Origin of the sequence: Flavobacterium cheonhonense (assembly GCF_035671315.1) — a bacterium.
Classification (GTDB): Bacteria; Bacteroidota; Bacteroidia; order Flavobacteriales; family Flavobacteriaceae; genus Flavobacterium; species Flavobacterium cheonhonense.
In genome coordinates this window covers 1259445-1276453 of the sequence record NZ_JAXAVY010000001.1, presented here as the reverse complement: position 1 = coordinate 1276453, position 17009 = coordinate 1259445, and the positions used below count along the sequence as shown (strand labels likewise).

The window sequence follows — 17009 nt, the reverse complement described above, 5'->3', positions numbered from 1 at the left end:
GGTTTTGTATTTATACGGTAACGTTGGTAAAAGCCATGCGGACAGCGCCGTCTTCATCGATGTGTGTGAGCTGAATTTCGTGTAAGGTATTAACCAATTCCGGATTCCAAGGCGTTTTTACTTTGACGTAGTTTTCGGTAAAACCGTGAATGTAGCCTTCTTTGTTTTCGCCTTCAAACAAAACCGTTCTGTGCGTACCAATCTGACTTTCGTAAAAAGCACGGCGTTTTTTCACCGATAAGCCACGAAGCATTTTACTGCGTTTTGCTCTAACGTTCATCGGCACTACACCGTCCATCAAAACGGCTTCGGTATTGTCTCTCTCCGAATACGTAAACACGTGCAAATACGAAATATCCAACTCGTTTAAAAAGTGATAAGTTTCTAAGAAATGCTCATCCGTTTCGCCCGGAAAACCAACAATTACATCTACACCGATACAAGCATGTGGCATTACTTCACGGATTTTATTTACCCTGTCAACATACACTTCGCGCAAATAACGGCGTTTCATTTTCTTTAAAATATCGTTACTGCCGCTTTGCAACGGAATATGGAAATGCGGCACAAAAGTGCGGCTTTGTGCTACAAACTCGATGGTTTCGTTTTTCAACAAATTCGGTTCGATTGAAGAAATGCGCAAGCGTTCGATACCTTCCACTTCGTCTAACGCTTTGACCAAATCTAAGAATGTATGTTCGTGTTTTTTGTTGCCAAATTCACCTTTACCGTAATCTCCGATGTTTACGCCGGTTAGCACAATTTCTTTGATGCCCTGTTGGGAAATTTCATAGGCATTTTTCAATACGTTATCCAATGCATCGCTGCGAGAAATACCTCGGGCCAACGGTATGGTACAATAAGTACACTTGTAATCGCAGCCGTCTTGTACTTTTAAAAACGCACGAGTTCTGTCGCCTATAGAGTAACTGCCGACATAAAAATCGGCTTCTTCGATTTCGCACGAATGCACTTCGCCCATTTGGTTTTTGGACAAATCGTTGAGATAATCAGTGATTTTGAATTTTTCGGTAGCACCCAAAACCAAATCGACACCGTCAACAGCAGCCAGTTCTTCCGGTTTTAGCTGGGCATAACAACCAACTGCGGCCACAAAAGCATTATCGTTAAGCTTCAGCGCTTTTTTCACCACTTGTTTGAATTGCTTATCGGCATTATCCGTGACAGAGCAAGTGTTGATGACATAAATATCAGCCACTTCTTCAAAGTCAACCCGTTCAAAACCTTCGTCTTGGAAATTTCTCGCAATAGTAGAGGTTTCAGAGAAATTCAATTTGCACCCTAAAGTATAAAAGGCGACTTTCTTTGCTTCGCCAGTTCGCTGACGCTCGTGTTTATTTTCCATAAGTAAGCTCAATTGATGAAATCGTTGTCAAAAATTGAGGGTACAAATATACTCAGATATTTTATGTTAGTTAAAAAGCAATGTGAAATTTAATTAACTTCATCTGTTGAATTGCCGATATTATCAATGGAATCGATTTCAACTACTTCGGATTTCCATTTTTTATCTAAAATCAAATACAAAATATAACAGGATAAAAGACCTACAGGGATATCCATAAATCGAATCACTGCATTATTTTCAAAATCAATTCCCCAACCAAAAATCTCATTTAAAACACCTAACAACAAACCAACAAAGAGCGATCCACCAACATAAACCAAAATTCCGAACCAACCATTATGTTTGGATTTATTGTATCCAACAGCGAGTTCTGAAAATTTCTTCCAGATAAAATAAAAAAATAATATACTCAACATAACCTACTCTTTTCTGTATTTCTGTGTTATTTCAAAAACGTGTTGTAAAATGTTTGCATCTTCTTCGGTAAAGGCTACATTGCGACGTGCCATTACAATTTTAGCCGTTTGAAAAGCCTTATTGGTCATATAGGTAGTGAAACCGGATGCGCCGCCCCAAGAGAAACTCGGCACAAAATTGCGCGGAAAGCCCGCTCCGAAAATATTGGCAAAAACCCCGACAACCGTTCCGGTGTTGAACATGGTATTGATACCACACTTGCTGTGATCTCCCATCATTAGACCGCAAAACTGCAAACCGGTTTTGGCAAAACCTTCCGTTTCATAGCTCCACAAACGCACTTCTTCGTAATTATTTTTCAAATTTGAGTTGTTGCTGTCGGCACCAATATTGCACCACTCGCCCAACACGGCATTGCCTAAAAATCCGTCGTGTCCTTTATTGGAATAACCCATCAAAACAGAGTTACTCACTTCGCCGCCGATAACCGAATGCGGACCAACCGTGGTGGCGCCATAGACTTTGGTGGCCAATTTCACCCTACCCGATTCGCACAAAGCAAACGGACCACGAATGACAGAACCTTCCATGATTTCGGCATTTTTACCGATATAAATCGGTCCGGTTGAGGCGTTTAATGTCACAAACTCCAACTTAGCGCCTTCTTCAATAAAAATATTTTCGGGAGCTATTACATTAACGCTTTTAGGAATGGGTTGCGAATGTCTGTCTTCGGTAATGAGTTCGAAATCTTCGCGAAGCGCCGCATCGTTTTTAGCAAAAATATCCCAAGTGTTTTCTATTTTGAGGCCATCTTCGGTATATTCGATGATTTCATAGGCATCAAAATCGACTTCCTCTTGGGTATCGTTGGTGTAAAAAGCCACTACTTCATCACCTTGGAAAATGGCTTGATTTTTTTCCAAACTCTTGACCAATTCAACCAATACTTCATTGGGTAAAAAAGAAGCGTTAACCATCACATTGTCTTCCATTTCTACCATAGGAAATTTTTCCGAAAGGTATTCCTCTGTTAAAGTAGTAGTGGTATACCCAAGGTATTTTTCCCATTTTTCACGTATGGTTAGTATCCCAACGCGAATATCGGCAACCGGTCGGGTAAACGTAAAAGGCAACAAAGCGTTGCGTACCGTTCCGTCAAAAAGTATATAGTTCATTGCAATTGCGAATTAAAAAAGTTGCGAGTTCAAAGTTTGTAAAAAAAATCCGTTCGGCAAGGTTTCGGAGCAAAGTTTATTGTATAAAAAAACCACTCACTTTCGTGAATGGTCTTCCTAAAATTTGAACACTGAAACTACTATTTTGCGTGTTTAGCGTATTTGCTTTTGAATTTATCAATACGTCCAGCAGTATCGATAAGTTTAGATTTACCTGTATAGAATGGGTGAGAAGTTCTAGAAATCTCCATTTTGTACACTGGGTATTCAACACCTTCGTGAACGATAGTTTCTTTAGTTTCTACTGTAGATTTAGTGATGAACACATCTTCGTTTGACATGTCTTTGAAAGCAACTAATCTGTAATTTTCCGGGTGAATTCCTTTTTTCATGATAAATCTTTTTATGTTTTTGAAGTAGTTCGTTTTGAAGCTTTCTACTCGAAAGGTGTAAACTGGCTACAACTTTTACTAATTTGTTTTTTAATTTGAGTGTGCAAAAATACAATTTTTTTGTAATAATCAAAGACAAGTGTAACTTTTTTTAATTGTTTTCAACTTACTGCTAAGTAATCGCGGAATTACTATATTTGTTAATTAATTTTTTACAATCAATTATGGAAAAAACTTCGTCAAAAAGCCTGATTCTCAGCTACGGATTCTTATTAGGATTAGTAAGTATTTTAATGTCTGTTCTTAAATATGTCCTGTCAAGCAACTATTTGGAGAAAAATTTCTTCGAAACGCTGGCGGGAATTTTGATTACTGTTGCCTTAGTCGTGCTTCCTATTTACTATTACAGAAAAAACAACAACGGTCTTTTGTCGTTGAGTCAATCCATCAAAATTGGCTTAGGTGTTTCTGCTATTGCCGGAATTATCGGAGCGATTTACTTCTTCGTATTTGCCAATTACATCGAGCCTAATTTTGCAGATAACTTGATGAATGTGCAAATGAAAGAAGCGATGGCCTCTAATCCGAATGTTTCCGAAGCACAAATGCAAGAAGGTATGGAAATGGCCAAAGGTTTTATGATGCCAATGTTTTATGCCATGGTAATCCTTTCAAATTTATTTTTCGGATTAATCATTTCATTAATTGCAGGTCTGGTTTTAAGAAAGGAATAAACTAAATGAATTTATCCATTATCATTCCGCTTTTAAACGAGCAGGAATCTTTACCCGAATTACACCAATGGATTGTCAAAGTCATGACAACCCACAATTATACGTATGAAGTTATCTTTATAGACGACGGAAGTACCGATAACTCTTGGCAAATTATTGCCGATTTATCCAAAAGCAATCCCAATGTAAAGGGCATTCAATTTTTAAGAAACTTCGGAAAATCACAAGCCTTGCACGCTGGTTTTGCCAAAGCCAAAGGCGACGTAGTCATTACCATGGATGCCGATTTACAAGACAGTCCGGACGAAATTCCGGATTTGTACAATATGATTATGCAACAAAACTTCGACTTGGTTTCAGGCTGGAAGAAAAAACGTTACGACTCAGTTGTTGCCAAAAATTTACCTTCTAAATTATTTAACTGGGCGGCTCGTAAAACTTCGGGCGTTTATTTGAATGATTTCAATTGCGGATTGAAAGCCTACAAAAACGTAGTCATCAAAAATATAGAAGTTTCCGGTGAAATGCACCGCTATATTCCGGTATTGGCCAAAAATGCCGGTTTCGGAAAAATCGGTGAGAAGGTTGTTATCCATCAAGCCCGAAAATACGGCGAATCCAAATTCGGCATGAGTCGTTTTATCAATGGCTTCTTGGATTTAATTACGATTTGGTTTTTGTCGCGTTACGGCAAAAGACCGATGCACTTGTTTGGAGCTGTTGGTGTATTGATGTTTGTCATCGGATTTTTAGCTACCGGCGCCATTATAACACTAAAATTAATCAAACTCTATTCAGGCTATCACACCATTTTAGTGACCGACAATCCCCTATTCTACATCGCTTTAACGGCCATGATATTAGGCTCACAATTGTTCCTTGCAGGATTTTTGGGAGAAATCATCCTGAGAACCAAAAACAACGAAGAGCGTTATAAAATTTCGACTGAAGTAAATTTGTAATTTATTTCAAATATAATATCCACAATATGCATATCGATCAATCCATATTAGACAAAGTGAACGAATGGTTGACACCAACCTTCGACAACGATACTCAAAACCAAATCAAAGAAATGATGACCACTTCTCCCAAAAATTTGGAGGAGAGTTTTTATAAAAATTTAGAATTCGGAACCGGCGGTATGCGAGGTATTATGGGCGTTGGCACCAACCGAATCAACAAATACACTTTGGGTAAAAACACCCAAGGCATTTCAGAATACTTAAAAAAATCGTTCCCCGGAGAAGACTTAAAAGTGGTCATTGCCTACGATTGTCGCCACAACAGCGATACTTTAGGAAAAGTAGTAGCCGATGTATTTTCGGCCAATGGCATTAAGGTTTTTCTTTTCTCAGAAATGCGCCCTACTCCGGAACTTTCTTTTGCATTAAAACACTTAAACTGCCATGCCGGAATTGTTTTAACGGCTTCACACAATCCGCCGGAATACAATGGCTACAAAGTATATTGGCAAGACGGTGGGCAATTGGTTCCACCACAAGACGGTGAAATCATTGAAGTAATTGAACGCTTAAAATACAGCGAAATTAATTTTGAAGCCAATGAAAGTTTAATCGAATACATCAGCACAGAAGTAGATGAAGCTTTTGCCGAATCAACAGTGGCCAATGCGAGTTTTAATACCTCGGCTTCTGCTAAGGCGGGATTAAAAATTGTTTACACTTCGCTGCACGGTACATCTATTAAAATGGTGCCGAGTGTTTTAGCCAAAGCCGGTTATACTGATGTGAATATCGTACCGGAACAAGCAGAACCCAATGGGGATTTCCCAACCGTAGTTTCGCCTAACCCGGAAGAACCGGAGGCATTGACTATGGCGTTAGCGTTGGCGGAAAAACTAAATGCGGATATTGTTTTCGGTACCGATCCTGACAGTGACCGATTAGGTGTAGCGGTTCGTGACACACAAAACAATATGCTATTGCTCAACGGAAACCAAACCATGGTTATTATGACGCATTACTTGCTGGAGCAATGGCAAAAAGCCGGCAAAATTAACGGCAAACAATTTATCGGTTCTACTATCGTGTCTACGCCTATGATGTTGGAGTTGGCTTCAGCTTACAACGTAGAATGTAAAGTAGGTTTGACCGGTTTCAAATGGATTGCCAAATTCATCAAAGATTTTCCTGAATTACAATTTATAGGTGGCGGAGAAGAAAGTTTTGGTTTTATGGTAGGCGATGCCGTTCGTGATAAAGATGCCGTAGGTGCTATTTTATTAATGTGTGAAATTGCCGCTCAAGCGAAAGAAAACAACAGCTCGGTTTACGAATACTTGCAACAAATGTATGTGGATTACGGTTTTTACAAAGAACACCTGATTTCACTGACCAAAAAAGGTATTGAAGGTGCCAACGAAATCAAACAAATGATGGTTGACTTGCGTGAAAATCCTTTAGCGGAAATCAACGGGCAAAGAGTTATTATGGTAGAAGATTACCAAAACGCCACGGCTAAAAACTTATTAAGCGGTGAAGTAGAAACGCTAACGGTACCAAAATCCAATGTATTAATTTACTATTTGGAAGATGGCTCGAAAATTTGTGCCAGACCAAGCGGTACGGAACCGAAAATCAAGTTCTATTTCAGTGTCAATTGCGCTATTGAAAGTTTGAGTGACCTACCGGAAGCGGAAAAACAATTAGACCAAAAAATTAAAAACATCATCGCTGAGATGCAGCTGAACTAATGGATGACAATTTAAAAAAGATAATTCCTTTTGCTAAGAAGTATAAGAGTAACGTTGTTTGGAATGTTTTTCACAACATCTTATATGCGCTTTTCGGCACTATAGGAATGGTCATGATTTTTCCGGTATTGAAAGTACTTTTCGGCAATGAAGAAAAAGTAACACAATTACCAACTTATCAAGGAATCGGAAAGTTAGACGACTATCTGAATGATACTTTATTTTACTACGTAAACTACTTTTCAGAAACGCACGGTCCTAATTATGCTTTGCTATTGACCGTTTCGATTGTTGTGGTAACTTTCTTGTTTAAAAACTTGTTTGGTTATTTAGGTCTGCAAAATTTAACCAAATTAAAAACAGGCGTTTTGCGAGATTTGCGCGAAAAAATGTTTAAAAAAATCATTGAATTGCCGGTTCCGTACTATTCAGAAAAAAGAAAAGGCGATGTTATGGCGCGCATGTTGGGTGATATCAACGAAGTGCAAAATTCGTTTTTCATGGTTTTGGAGCTCATCATTAAAGAGCCGCTTACTATTGTTTTCTCCTTGATTGCGATGATTAACATCAGTTGGAAGTTGACGTTATTTGTGTTCATTTTCATCCCGGTTTCCGGTTTTATTATTTCTAAAGTTGGAAAATCCCTGAAGTCTAAATCGAAAAGAGCGCAACAGGAAAACGGTCATTTGATTTCGGTGGTAGAAGAAACGCTGTCAGGGCTAAAAGTAGTGAAAAGCTATAATGCCGAAAATTATTTTTCCAATACATTCAACGAATCCATCAATCGTTTGTACAATCTCACCAACAGTATCGGAAAGAAAAACAACTTAGCTTCTCCGTTATCTGAATTTTTGGGAATTGTAGTCATTTCGATATTACTGTTTTACGGTGGTAATTTAGTTTTGGTGGATAAGTCACTCGACGGCTCGTTGTTTATCGCTTACATTGGCTTAGCTTATAACATTTTGACTCCTGCCAAAGCCATTTCCAAAGCCTCTTATCAAGTTAAAAACGGATTGGCTGCAGCCGAACGTGTTTTTGAAGTCTTGGAAGTGGAAAACACCATTACGGACAAAATCGATGCTGTTGCTGTTACGCAATTCAATCATCAAATCGAATTAAAAAATATCACCTTCGCTTACAATGAAGAACCGGTACTGAAAAAATTCTCGCTCACTATACCAAAAGGAAAAACAGTGGCCTTGGTTGGACAATCCGGTTCCGGGAAAAGCACCATTGCCAATTTATTAACTCGTTTTTACGATGTTAACGAAGGTGAAATTCTAATCGACAACCACAACGTGAAAGACGTAACGATGAAGTCGTTGCGCGGGCTAACCGGTTTAGTGACGCAAGACAGCATTATGTTTAACGGTTCTATCAGAGACAATATTCGTTTGGGAAAATTAGATGCCACTGATGCAGAAATCATCGAAGCCTTAAAAATTGCCAATGCTTACGAATTTGTTAAAGATTTACCGGAAGGCATAGAAACCAATATTGGCGACAGTGGTAATAAACTTTCGGGCGGACAAAAACAACGCTTGTCTATCGCTCGTGCGGTATTGAAAAATCCTCCGATCATGATTTTGGACGAAGCTACTTCCGCTTTGGATACGGAAAGCGAAAAATTTGTACAAGTTGCTTTGGAAAACATGATGCAAAACCGAACTTCCGTGGTGATTGCGCATCGTTTGTCTACCATTCAAAAAGCCGATGTGATTGTAGTAATGCACAAAGGGGAAATAGTTGAACAAGGCACACACGACGAATTATTAGCCAAAAACGGAACCTATTCGAAATTGGTGGCCATGCAGTCGTTTGAATAAACCGCTCACTTTTTTACAGTAAAATGCTAAAATATTTATCCCTTTTGTATGAATATATTTTCTATTTTAGGGCAGTAAAACAGACTCACTATGGAAAATATCCTTTGTAAAAACTGTCAAACTACTACCGGTGGTAACTTCTGTTCCAATTGTGGTCAAAAAGCCAAAACCCTTAGATTGGATTGGCAGTATATTAAAGACGAAGTAAAATATACAATACTTCACGTAAACAAAGGTTTCTTTTTCACTTTAAAAGAATTATACACTCGTCCGGGAGACACCATCAACGAATTTATTCAAGGTAAAAGAATCAACCATTACAAACCTATTCTCCTCTTGTTTGTTTTGGCGGGTATAAGTGGATTTTTATCGCTACAAGTAGACATGAACGCCCTTATGCAAGGCTACAATTCTCAAACCTTAAACTCCAAAGCCATGATGGAATACAACAAGGCGATGACTTGGATGTTTAGCCATTACGCCCTTTTTGAAATTTTAGCCTTGCCCATAGTCTCTTTTTTATCGTGGTTATCCTTTAAAAAATGGGGATACAACTATATAGAAAACATCATTATCAACTGTTTTGCCGGTGGCCAACGATTGGTTTTCAGCATTATCAGTATTTTATTGTATCTAGTGGTTCCAAAAGAAGCTTTGGTAAAGTTTTCTTCTATTACAGCCATAATGACTTTTGGTCTTACAGTTTGGACTTATGCTTCTTTATACAAAGACAAGCCCAGAACGGCATTGATTCTGAGAATTTTATTATTTCTCTTCTTACTTATGCTGGTGTTCTTTATTTTCCTTGTAATCTTCACCATCATCTTTATGGTGTACTTGATTAAAGCCGGTATAGTGCCGATGCCCGGAAAATAAGTTTATTGTAAAGACTTAATCTCAACCGCTTTCCACTCTTTCGCCAGTAAATCTAGGTAGAAATAGTGCAAACGGTCTTCTTTATCGAAAGCGCCGTTTTTGTTGGTATCTTCCACCGTTCTAAAGTACAAACGATGGCGACTGTCGATTACATTCCAATCGATTAATTCTTGAAAGTCAACCGAAATTTTGGTGAAGTTTTTCCCTGAAATCTCGCTTAAATACAACGATTTGATGTCGTTGTTATCCAGTTTGCTGTCTTTGTTAGTATCCATATCGGCCACGGTATAAACCATCAGTTGCTTTTTGGTTTTATCGGCAGTCGATTTTAAATAAGTAGCCGTTTCGATTAGTAAATTGGCATCACTTAGGGCATAAATGGTGTCCTTCCCTATTTCCTGAAACTTCAAATTCTTGAGATAGCCCGAAATTTGATACTCGCTGTAATTGGAAACAGTGTAACCTGTATTAGAATCGTAAGAAGCTTTGATGCCTTTTTTATCACCGGATACAGTACCAATAGGAAAAATCAAATAATTAGTACCGTCCATGTTTATTGGTAAATCGGCTATCTCAATTTGTGTGGTATCCTCGGGAACTTCCGTTTTGGTTTTGGTCGTTTCTTGATAAATCACTTTAGGTTTTGGTGCTTCTTCTTTTTTACAACTAACAAACATTACTCCTAAAACCAAAGCTATACAGAAAGGGTACTTTTTCATCTCAATTCAATTAGTCTTTCAAAAATACAGATTTATTTTTAGAGTTTGGCCGTCAATTTCACATTGAAGACACGCGTAGTCATATAATTCGGAATACCATACTGATTTTTGGTATACACATCGCGCACCCAAGTATTGGTAATGGCGTTTTGGTTGTTGAATAAATTGAAGATTTCAAAACCTAATGACAAATCTTGGAATCTTTTAAGCCAATGTCCGTTTGGACGTTCATTATTTCTTTCGGTTAACACATAAGAAAAACCAACATCAGCTCTGCGATAATCGCGCAATCTGCTTTGATACACATAAGCATCTGCATAAGATGGCGAACCTCCGGGCAATCCGGTGTTATAAACCAAATTCAAATACAATTTCATATTGGGTAAATTCGGCATATAATCTTGGAATAAAATCCCAACTTTCAATCGCTGGTCGGTTGGACGCGCAATAAAACCTCTGCCATCCTGATTCTCTTCTGTTTTCATGTATCCCAAACTCAACCAAGATTCGGTTCCCGGGACAAACTCACCGTTCAAACGCATGTCCAATCCATAAGCATAAGCTTCGGCATTATTATTAGCACGATAACGAATACGAACATTTTCCAAAGTATAGGTATTTACATCGGTCATCGACTTATAATAAGCTTCTGTTACCAATTTAAATTGACGTTTACTCATTTTGAAATTGTAATCGTTACTCAACACAAAATGCAGCGATTGTTGGGCTTTAACATTCGGATTCACCACTCCGTTCAAATCTCTCAACTCCCTGTAAAATGGCGGTTGGTGGTATAAACCTGTGGCAAAACGAAATACCATGTCGCGATCCCAATTGGGTTTTAAAGTAAATTGGGCTCTCGGACTCACTACAATCTGGCTTTTCGCATTCGAAATTCCGTCACCCGAAACCGTCCAGTTATGGAAGCGCGCTCCGGCAGTAATCCAGAAATCGCTGTTGCCCAACTTAGTTTCTGTTCGCCATTGGGCAAAACCGGAAATGCGGTCGATATCAATAAAATTAGTCGCTCTCACATTTTGGTAAGGCACCAATGGTCCGACATACGGATTGTACGGCTGATCGTTCGGAATGTCAATGATAGGCGGATTGATGGAAAATCCGGCAGAATCAATCACTTCCCATTCGACTATACGGTCGCGGAAATTCTCACGCGTGTATTTAATACCCCAATCGATTTGGTGTTTTTTAAGATTGATAAAATGCGTTCCCTTCACTTCAGCATTTACAATTAAAGCATCCAAATCGTTGCGCGCATGATTCAATTGGGTACCGATGCCTTGGGAAAAAGTCACTTCACCCAGGGTTTCCGAACCAATGTTGGTATCGACTTCGCCTAAAAAATAAGCCGCGAATATATCAAAGTACTCTTGTTCTTGAGTATGGTAAACCGAAGTAATCAAACGGTAATTGTTGTTGTCATTCGGACTAAAAGAAGATTTGAAAGCCCCGAAAAGGGTTTGGTATTTGTCGTTTTCCTGACCTTCGTAAAAAATTTGCAGGGCAATTGGTTCGTCTATGGTTCCGAAGTTGGTTTGACGCGTTAAAGGCTGGTAATTGTATTTATTTTGCGACGCATTTCCTAAGAAACTAAAGTGCCATTTGTCGTTAGGGGAAAAATTCACATTGGTTTGCACATCTACAAAAGTCGGCCTAAAATTAGTTTGCGTTTCCTGACTGTTCACCAAAAGTGAGTTGTCTCGATAACGAATTCCGGTTATAGCAGACCATTTTTTATTTTTAGAAATGCCTTCTCCGGTTAAACTTCCGCCCAGGAAACTGGCTTCAGCGGTTAGCCCGAATTTGGTTGGTTTTCGGTAAGTAATGTCCAAAACCGAAGACATTTTATCACCGTATTTCGCTTGAAAACCACCGGCGGAAAAGTCAATTTTCTGCACCATATCGGTGTTGGTAAAACTCAATCCCTCTTGTTGACCGGAACGAATTAAAAAAGGGCGATACACTTCTATTTCGTTCACATACACCAAGTTTTCGTCGTAATTCCCGCCGCGTACGTTGTAGCCTGAACTCAATTCGTTGTTGGCATTCACGCTCGGCAAAGCTTTTAAAACACTCTCCACTCCGGGCATAGCACTCGGATTGGTTTTGATGGTTTCAGGTTCTATAGAAGTTATGCCTTGTACTCTTCTTCGGTTGCTGGTGATGATAACGTCTGAGAGCTGCTCGGCTTTGTCATTCATCATTACGTGGTATTCGAATTCCTCGTTAGGCTTTAATTGCAAAGTTACCGTAATGCTTTTGAGCGAAGTATGGGTAAAAACCAACACTACTTTTTGATTGGCCGGCACCACGATTTGGTAAAAACCGTTTTTATCGGTAGAAGACGTTTTGGTTTGATAGCTGACATTAACATTTTCAACGGGTTGGTTGTTTTCGTCTAAGACAACTCCGGCCACTTTAGCCGTTTGATTTTGGGCCGAAACCACACAACTGAACGCCAAAAAAAGAAGCGTAAAAAGGATTTGATTTGTTTTCAAACTGTGATTTTAAAGTTTTTGACTTCTAAAAAATTGTGTTTCAAAGATAGTAGAATTTCCAACATTATCGGTAATGACGATTTTTAAATCATTTTTGCCTTCCACCACTATGCCATCGTCAAAATGATGGACCAGCTTTTTGGTTTTCGGCTCATATTCCAATAAAATCCATTGACCATTCAAGTATCCTTCCCAAGTTTTGATACCTGATAAATCGTCGGAAACCGTAAATCTCAACTCTTTTTGTTGGCTGATCCATTGGCCTCCAATACGTTTATCTGACTTGATTTTGGGTGGCATACTGTCTTTAAACAACTTGTAAGTTCCCAAATATTTGGTGTAAGTAGTAAACGAATTTTTGTACCGTTTAGTATAATTGTAATAGGTCTTTTTACCATCTACTGTACCGATAAACATACGTTGACGCTCGGATTCAGTGGTTAAACTATCTTCAAAAGTAATGGTCAGGTTGGCAAAAGCCGGTTCCACATCGTCATGTAGGTAAGCAATACCGTTTTTAACCTCAAAATCCATTTTAAAATCCTTCAAAAAAGCTTTAGGCGGAATGGTAACAGTTACATTTTCCAAAGCAAAAACCGATTCCTTATCGGCTTTGACCCAATATTTAGCAGTTACCGGCTCTTCCGTAACTTTAACCGTCATAGGCGAATATTCAATCGGAATAAAAACGCGAGTGATGTTTTGACTGTAATCAGCAATTTCAATCTTGTAATTTTGGGTGATGTTTGATGCTATTTCCAAGACACCGTTTTGGGTTCCGTGTTGGATTATGCTTAACGGATACGGTTTTTCAGCGAAGAGTTTTTGGACGCGTTGACCCGTTTTTTTGTACCTGCCATAATCTATCAAAGCATTCACATAACGCGTTTCATCAAAGGAAAATGTATCAAATTGGTATTGAAAATCGAGTTTGCCGTTTTTAAAAGTTTGGACTTTGTAAATGCCGTTTCCGTTCCACGAAACATCGTCGTAATCAAAGGCTGTGATTCCAAAACCAACAGTGCCGTTTACCAATACTTTATCAGCTATATAACTGCCGTCGTCTTGTTGCGAAATGGCCACAGCAACCGGTCGTTGTGACTGATTTACCACCGTATTTTTGCCCAAGGGATAAACTATCAAATTACTCAACATCGGCCGTTTTGAATCGGTAATTACGGAATCGAATCCAAAAAACATCGGATTGATAATTTTTTCCGACGCAGTATCGCGAATTTCAAAATGCAAGTGCGGACCGTCAGAACCACCTGTATTTCCGGATAAAGCAATCACATCGCCTTTTTGAACTTGCAATTCATTCGCAGGCAAATACACATCAATTTCATACGATTTGGCTTGGTATTGTTCGGCTTTGATTCGTTTTTCAACAGCACCGACACCGGATTGTAAGTGACCGTAAACCGTGGTGTATCCGTTAGGATGGGTGATGTAAATAGCCTTTCCGTATCCGTTTACGGCAATTTTAATACGTGACACATAACCATCGGCAGCAGCATATACCGCCAATCCTTCTTTTTGTTGGGTTTTAAAATCGAAACCTGAATGAAAGTGATTCGGGCGCAATTCACCGAAATTTCCGGAAAGCTGTAACGGGATATCCAAAGGCGAACGAAAATAGTCTTTCGGATACTGATTTTGACCAAAAACCAAAGTGCAAAAACACAAAAACAAGCCAATTAATTTCATACAAAAGAAGTTTAGGCTAAGATACTTAAAAGTAAGTTTAAATTTACATAAAAATAAAAATCGATTATAATTCTCTCAAAAACAAGAAATTACAAAGCGGTTAAATTTAGTGAGAAATAATCATCAAAACTATTGTGCAAACAAAATAGAATCCTAACTTTGTAAAGTAAGTAATGAATAAAGAAATTTATGAGTGAAATTGCAGAAATAATTGATTCTGTTGAGAGTAGAATTCAAAAACTTTTTACCAAAATAAATAGTTTAGAGCAGAATGCTGCGGCTTTACGAACAGAATTATTAAAAGCTGCAACTTTGATTCAGCAACAAAATGAACAAATCAAGACGTTGCAGTCTGAATGCGAATCACTCAAAATGACCAATTCATTATTAGGCGGTGAAGAAAACAAACGAGATACGAAGCTTAAAATAAATTCATTAATCCGAGAAATAGACTATTGTATTGCGCAACTAGCTGACTAAGATGGAAAATAAGCTTAAAATAAAGTTATCAATTGCCGACAGAGTTTACCCGTTAACGGTTGACCCTTCGCAAGAAGAAGGACTGAGAAGTGCTTCGAAAAAAATTGAGGCTATGATTAAGCAATTTGAGGAAAACTATGCGGTACGTGACAAACAGGATGTATTGGCCATGTGTGCTTTACAGTTTGCCTCGCAAGTAGAACAGAAGCATGTTGACAATGCCATAGACGGAAAACAAACGCAGGAAAGACTGCAAAAGCTTAATGATTTATTGCTCGATTATCTCGAAAAAAAATAACGTTCTTAACATAGATTACGACACTGCCTACATTAGATTTTAATTGGTAAACTCAACACTAACAAATTAGAATGAGCAAATCGTCGCTACTAAAGCAAGCCGCTGAAACCGCGGATCCTTGAACAGCGAGTTAGCTCAAAACTTGTCTTTACGAGTTTATGCATTCACCTAATGTGGGCTTTTTTTATAGATAAATACTAACTTAAACATGGAAATTACACTAATAATAATTGCACTAATTGCCGGAATCGGCGGAGGTTTCGGAATTGCCAAATTCCTGGAGAAAAGCAATGTCTCCAACATGATTAAAAACGCCAAAAAAGAAGCGAGCTCTATTTTGAGAGACGCCAATATCGAGGCTGAAAACATCAAAAAAGACAAGCTACTTCAAGCCAAAGAGAAGTTTTTAGAGTTAAAATCGGAACATGAAAAAGAGATTTTAAACAAAGACAAAAAAATCGCTGAAGTAGAAAAAAGAACGCGCGACAAAGAATCGCAAGTATCCAGCGAATTGGCCAAAGCCAAAAAAGTAAACGACGATTTTGAAGCCAAAACTAAAGAATACGAAGCCAAAATCGAATTACTTGACAAGAAACACCAAGAACTAGAAAGATTACACAAAAGCCAAGTAGAACAACTGGAAGTGATTTCAGGGTTGTCTGCGGAAGACGCGCGCGAGCAATTGGTAGAAAGCCTCAAAGCAGAAGCCAAAACCAAAGCGATGTCGCATATCCAAGACACTATTGAGGAAGCGAAACTTACTGCACAACAAGAAGCTAAGAAAGTTATCATCAATACCATCCAACGCGTCGGCACCGAAGAAGCCGTTGAAAACTGTGTATCAGTATTTAACATCGAATCTGATGACGTGAAAGGTAGAATTATCGGTCGTGAAGGAAGAAACATTCGCGCTTTAGAAGCCGCTACCGGAGTGGAAATTATTGTAGATGATACGCCGGAAGCTATTATTTTGTCTTGTTTCGATCCGGTGAGAAGAGAAATCGCTCGTTTATCATTACACAAATTGGTAACCGATGGTAGAATTCACCCGGCCAGAATTGAAGAAGTAGTAGCCAAAACCACCAAACAAATAGAAGAAGAAATTGCGGAAGTAGGTAAACGTACGGTAATCGACTTAGGTATTCACGGTTTACACCCGGAATTGATTAAAGTAGTTGGCCGTATGAAATACCGTTCGTCTTACGGACAAAACTTATTACAACACTCGCGTGAAGTAGCTAAATTGTGTGGTATCATGGCGGCCGAATTAGGCTTGAATGTAAAACTAGCCAAACGTGCCGGTTTGTTACACGATATTGGGAAAGTACCAGATACCGAAAGTGATTTACCACATGCTTTGTTAGGAATGCAATGGGCTGAAAAATACGGAGAAAAAGAAGAAGTATGCAACGCCATCGGAGCACACCACGACGAGATTGAAATGAAATATTTAATTTCACCAATCATTCAGGTTTGTGATGCGATTTCAGGTGCAAGACCGGGCGCTCGTCGTCAGGTATTGGATTCTTACATCCAACGTTTGAAAGACCTAGAAAACATTGCATTCGGGTTTAACGGTGTGAAAAACGCTTATGCCATCCAAGCCGGACGCGAGCTACGTGTAATAGTAGAAAGCGAAAAAGTAAGCGATGATATGGCGGCTAACTTATCGTTTGAGATTTCACAGAAAATCCAAACCGAGATGACTTATCCGGGTCAAGTTAAAATTACGGTAATCCGCGAAACACGAGCGGTGAATATTGCAAAATAAACATCAA

At 38.7% G+C, this 17009-nt stretch carries 15 protein-coding genes and 1 other RNA gene; 9 read left to right on the top strand and 7 right to left on the bottom strand.

The features are described from left to right. Positions 1–10: 10 nt before the first annotated feature. From mtaB to SK086_RS05555, 4 genes are all read right to left on the bottom strand, one after another. The gene (gene mtaB, locus SK086_RS05570; RefSeq protein WP_324690350.1) at positions 11–1366 is read right to left on the bottom strand and encodes a tRNA (N(6)-L-threonylcarbamoyladenosine(37)-C(2))-methylthiotransferase MtaB; all 1356 of its coding nucleotides are present in this window, start codon (positions 1364–1366) and stop codon (positions 11–13) included. A gap of 89 nt (positions 1367–1455) precedes the next feature. Then, positions 1456–1785 (bottom strand): hypothetical protein, encoded by a 330-nt coding sequence (locus SK086_RS05565; protein WP_324690349.1) that lies wholly within the window; start codon positions 1783–1785, stop codon positions 1456–1458. Positions 1786–1788: 3 nt separating this feature from the next. Continuing rightward, the gene (locus tag SK086_RS05560; RefSeq protein WP_324690348.1) at positions 1789–2964 is read right to left on the bottom strand and encodes a GlmU family protein; all 1176 of its coding nucleotides are present in this window, start codon (positions 2962–2964) and stop codon (positions 1789–1791) included. Between the two features lie 140 nt (positions 2965–3104). After that, complete coding sequence (locus SK086_RS05555; protein ID WP_290875361.1) at positions 3105–3356, bottom strand: type B 50S ribosomal protein L31; 252 nt, start codon at positions 3354–3356, stop codon at positions 3105–3107. Positions 3357–3580: 224 nt separating this feature from the next. Here SK086_RS05555 and SK086_RS05550 point away from each other — a divergent pair, with 224 nt between their 5' ends. The 5 genes from SK086_RS05550 (at position 3581) to SK086_RS05530 (ending at position 9511) form a co-directional block, all read left to right on the top strand. Beyond that, complete coding sequence (locus SK086_RS05550; RefSeq protein WP_290875363.1) at positions 3581–4090, top strand: DUF4199 domain-containing protein; 510 nt, start codon at positions 3581–3583, stop codon at positions 4088–4090. 5 nt (positions 4091–4095) lie between these two features. Next, positions 4096–5052 (top strand): glycosyltransferase family 2 protein, encoded by a 957-nt coding sequence (locus SK086_RS05545; RefSeq protein ID WP_324690345.1) that lies wholly within the window; start codon positions 4096–4098, stop codon positions 5050–5052. 26 nt (positions 5053–5078) lie between these two features. Continuing rightward, positions 5079–6806 carry a phospho-sugar mutase gene (locus SK086_RS05540; protein ID WP_324690343.1) on the top strand — a complete coding sequence of 576 codons (1728 nt, stop codon included), beginning with the start codon at positions 5079–5081 and terminating at the stop codon, positions 6804–6806. Further along, positions 6806–8635, top strand: coding sequence for an ABC transporter ATP-binding protein (locus SK086_RS05535; RefSeq protein ID WP_290875369.1), 1830 nt, complete (start codon positions 6806–6808; stop codon positions 8633–8635). The genes SK086_RS05540 and SK086_RS05535 overlap by 1 nt, the downstream gene beginning before the upstream one ends. Before the next feature lie 90 nt (positions 8636–8725). Continuing rightward, complete coding sequence (locus SK086_RS05530) at positions 8726–9511, top strand: DUF3667 domain-containing protein (protein WP_324690341.1); 786 nt, start codon at positions 8726–8728, stop codon at positions 9509–9511. A 2-nt stretch (positions 9512–9513) separates the two neighbouring features. Here SK086_RS05530 and SK086_RS05525 read toward each other — a convergent pair whose 3' ends face one another. From SK086_RS05525 to SK086_RS05515, 3 genes are read right to left on the bottom strand one after another with little or no spacing between them, the layout of a single operon-like run. Beyond that, positions 9514–10230, bottom strand: coding sequence for a hypothetical protein (locus SK086_RS05525; protein WP_324690340.1), 717 nt, complete (start codon positions 10228–10230; stop codon positions 9514–9516). 38 nt (positions 10231–10268) lie between these two features. After that, positions 10269–12746, bottom strand: a complete 2478-nt coding sequence (locus SK086_RS05520) for a TonB-dependent receptor (protein WP_324690339.1) — start codon at positions 12744–12746, stop codon at positions 10269–10271. A 9-nt stretch (positions 12747–12755) separates the two neighbouring features. After that, positions 12756–14453 (bottom strand): M23 family metallopeptidase, encoded by a 1698-nt coding sequence (locus SK086_RS05515; protein WP_324690338.1) that lies wholly within the window; start codon positions 14451–14453, stop codon positions 12756–12758. A gap of 189 nt (positions 14454–14642) precedes the next feature. On the opposite strand from SK086_RS05515, the gene SK086_RS05510 reads away from it, so the two are divergent. From SK086_RS05510 to rny, 4 genes are all read left to right on the top strand, one after another. Next, positions 14643–14933 (top strand): restriction endonuclease subunit S domain-containing protein, encoded by a 291-nt coding sequence (locus SK086_RS05510; RefSeq protein WP_324690336.1) that lies wholly within the window; start codon positions 14643–14645, stop codon positions 14931–14933. A gap of 1 nt (position 14934) precedes the next feature. Next, entirely contained in the window at positions 14935–15231 is a 297-nt protein-coding gene (locus SK086_RS05505) for a cell division protein ZapA (protein ID WP_290877917.1), read from the top strand. A gap of 50 nt (positions 15232–15281) precedes the next feature. After that, positions 15282–15389: non-coding RNA, 6S RNA (ssrS, locus tag SK086_RS05500), on the top strand. A 50-nt stretch (positions 15390–15439) separates the two neighbouring features. After that, positions 15440–17002: a ribonuclease Y gene (gene rny / locus SK086_RS05495; protein WP_324690333.1), complete on the top strand. Its 1563-nt coding sequence runs from the start codon at positions 15440–15442 to the stop codon at positions 17000–17002. Positions 17003–17009 lie beyond the last annotated feature (7 nt).

What these genes read in the sequence shown, in the direction of transcription:
- mtaB (WP_324690350.1), bottom strand. Translation starts at nt 1,366, where the DNA reads ATGGAAAATAAACACGAGCGTCAGCGAACTGGCGAAGCAAAGAAAGTC.
- SK086_RS05565 (WP_324690349.1), bottom strand. Translation starts at nt 1,785, where the DNA reads ATGTTGAGTATATTATTTTTTTATTTTATCTGGAAGAAATTTTCAGAA.
- SK086_RS05560 (WP_324690348.1), bottom strand. Translation starts at nt 2,964, where the DNA reads ATGAACTATATACTTTTTGACGGAACGGTACGCAACGCTTTGTTGCCT.
- SK086_RS05555 (WP_290875361.1), bottom strand. Translation starts at nt 3,356, where the DNA reads ATGAAAAAAGGAATTCACCCGGAAAATTACAGATTAGTTGCTTTCAAA.
- SK086_RS05550 (WP_290875363.1), top strand. Translation starts at nt 3,581, where the DNA reads ATGGAAAAAACTTCGTCAAAAAGCCTGATTCTCAGCTACGGATTCTTA.
- SK086_RS05545 (WP_324690345.1), top strand. Translation starts at nt 4,096, where the DNA reads ATGAATTTATCCATTATCATTCCGCTTTTAAACGAGCAGGAATCTTTA.
- SK086_RS05540 (WP_324690343.1), top strand. Translation starts at nt 5,079, where the DNA reads ATGCATATCGATCAATCCATATTAGACAAAGTGAACGAATGGTTGACA.
- SK086_RS05535 (WP_290875369.1), top strand. Translation starts at nt 6,806, where the DNA reads ATGGATGACAATTTAAAAAAGATAATTCCTTTTGCTAAGAAGTATAAG.
- SK086_RS05530 (WP_324690341.1), top strand. Translation starts at nt 8,726, where the DNA reads ATGGAAAATATCCTTTGTAAAAACTGTCAAACTACTACCGGTGGTAAC.
- SK086_RS05525 (WP_324690340.1), bottom strand. Translation starts at nt 10,230, where the DNA reads ATGAAAAAGTACCCTTTCTGTATAGCTTTGGTTTTAGGAGTAATGTTT.
- SK086_RS05515 (WP_324690338.1), bottom strand. Translation starts at nt 14,453, where the DNA reads ATGAAATTAATTGGCTTGTTTTTGTGTTTTTGCACTTTGGTTTTTGGT.
- SK086_RS05510 (WP_324690336.1), top strand. Translation starts at nt 14,643, where the DNA reads ATGAGTGAAATTGCAGAAATAATTGATTCTGTTGAGAGTAGAATTCAA.
- SK086_RS05505 (WP_290877917.1), top strand. Translation starts at nt 14,935, where the DNA reads ATGGAAAATAAGCTTAAAATAAAGTTATCAATTGCCGACAGAGTTTAC.
- rny (WP_324690333.1), top strand. Translation starts at nt 15,440, where the DNA reads ATGGAAATTACACTAATAATAATTGCACTAATTGCCGGAATCGGCGGA.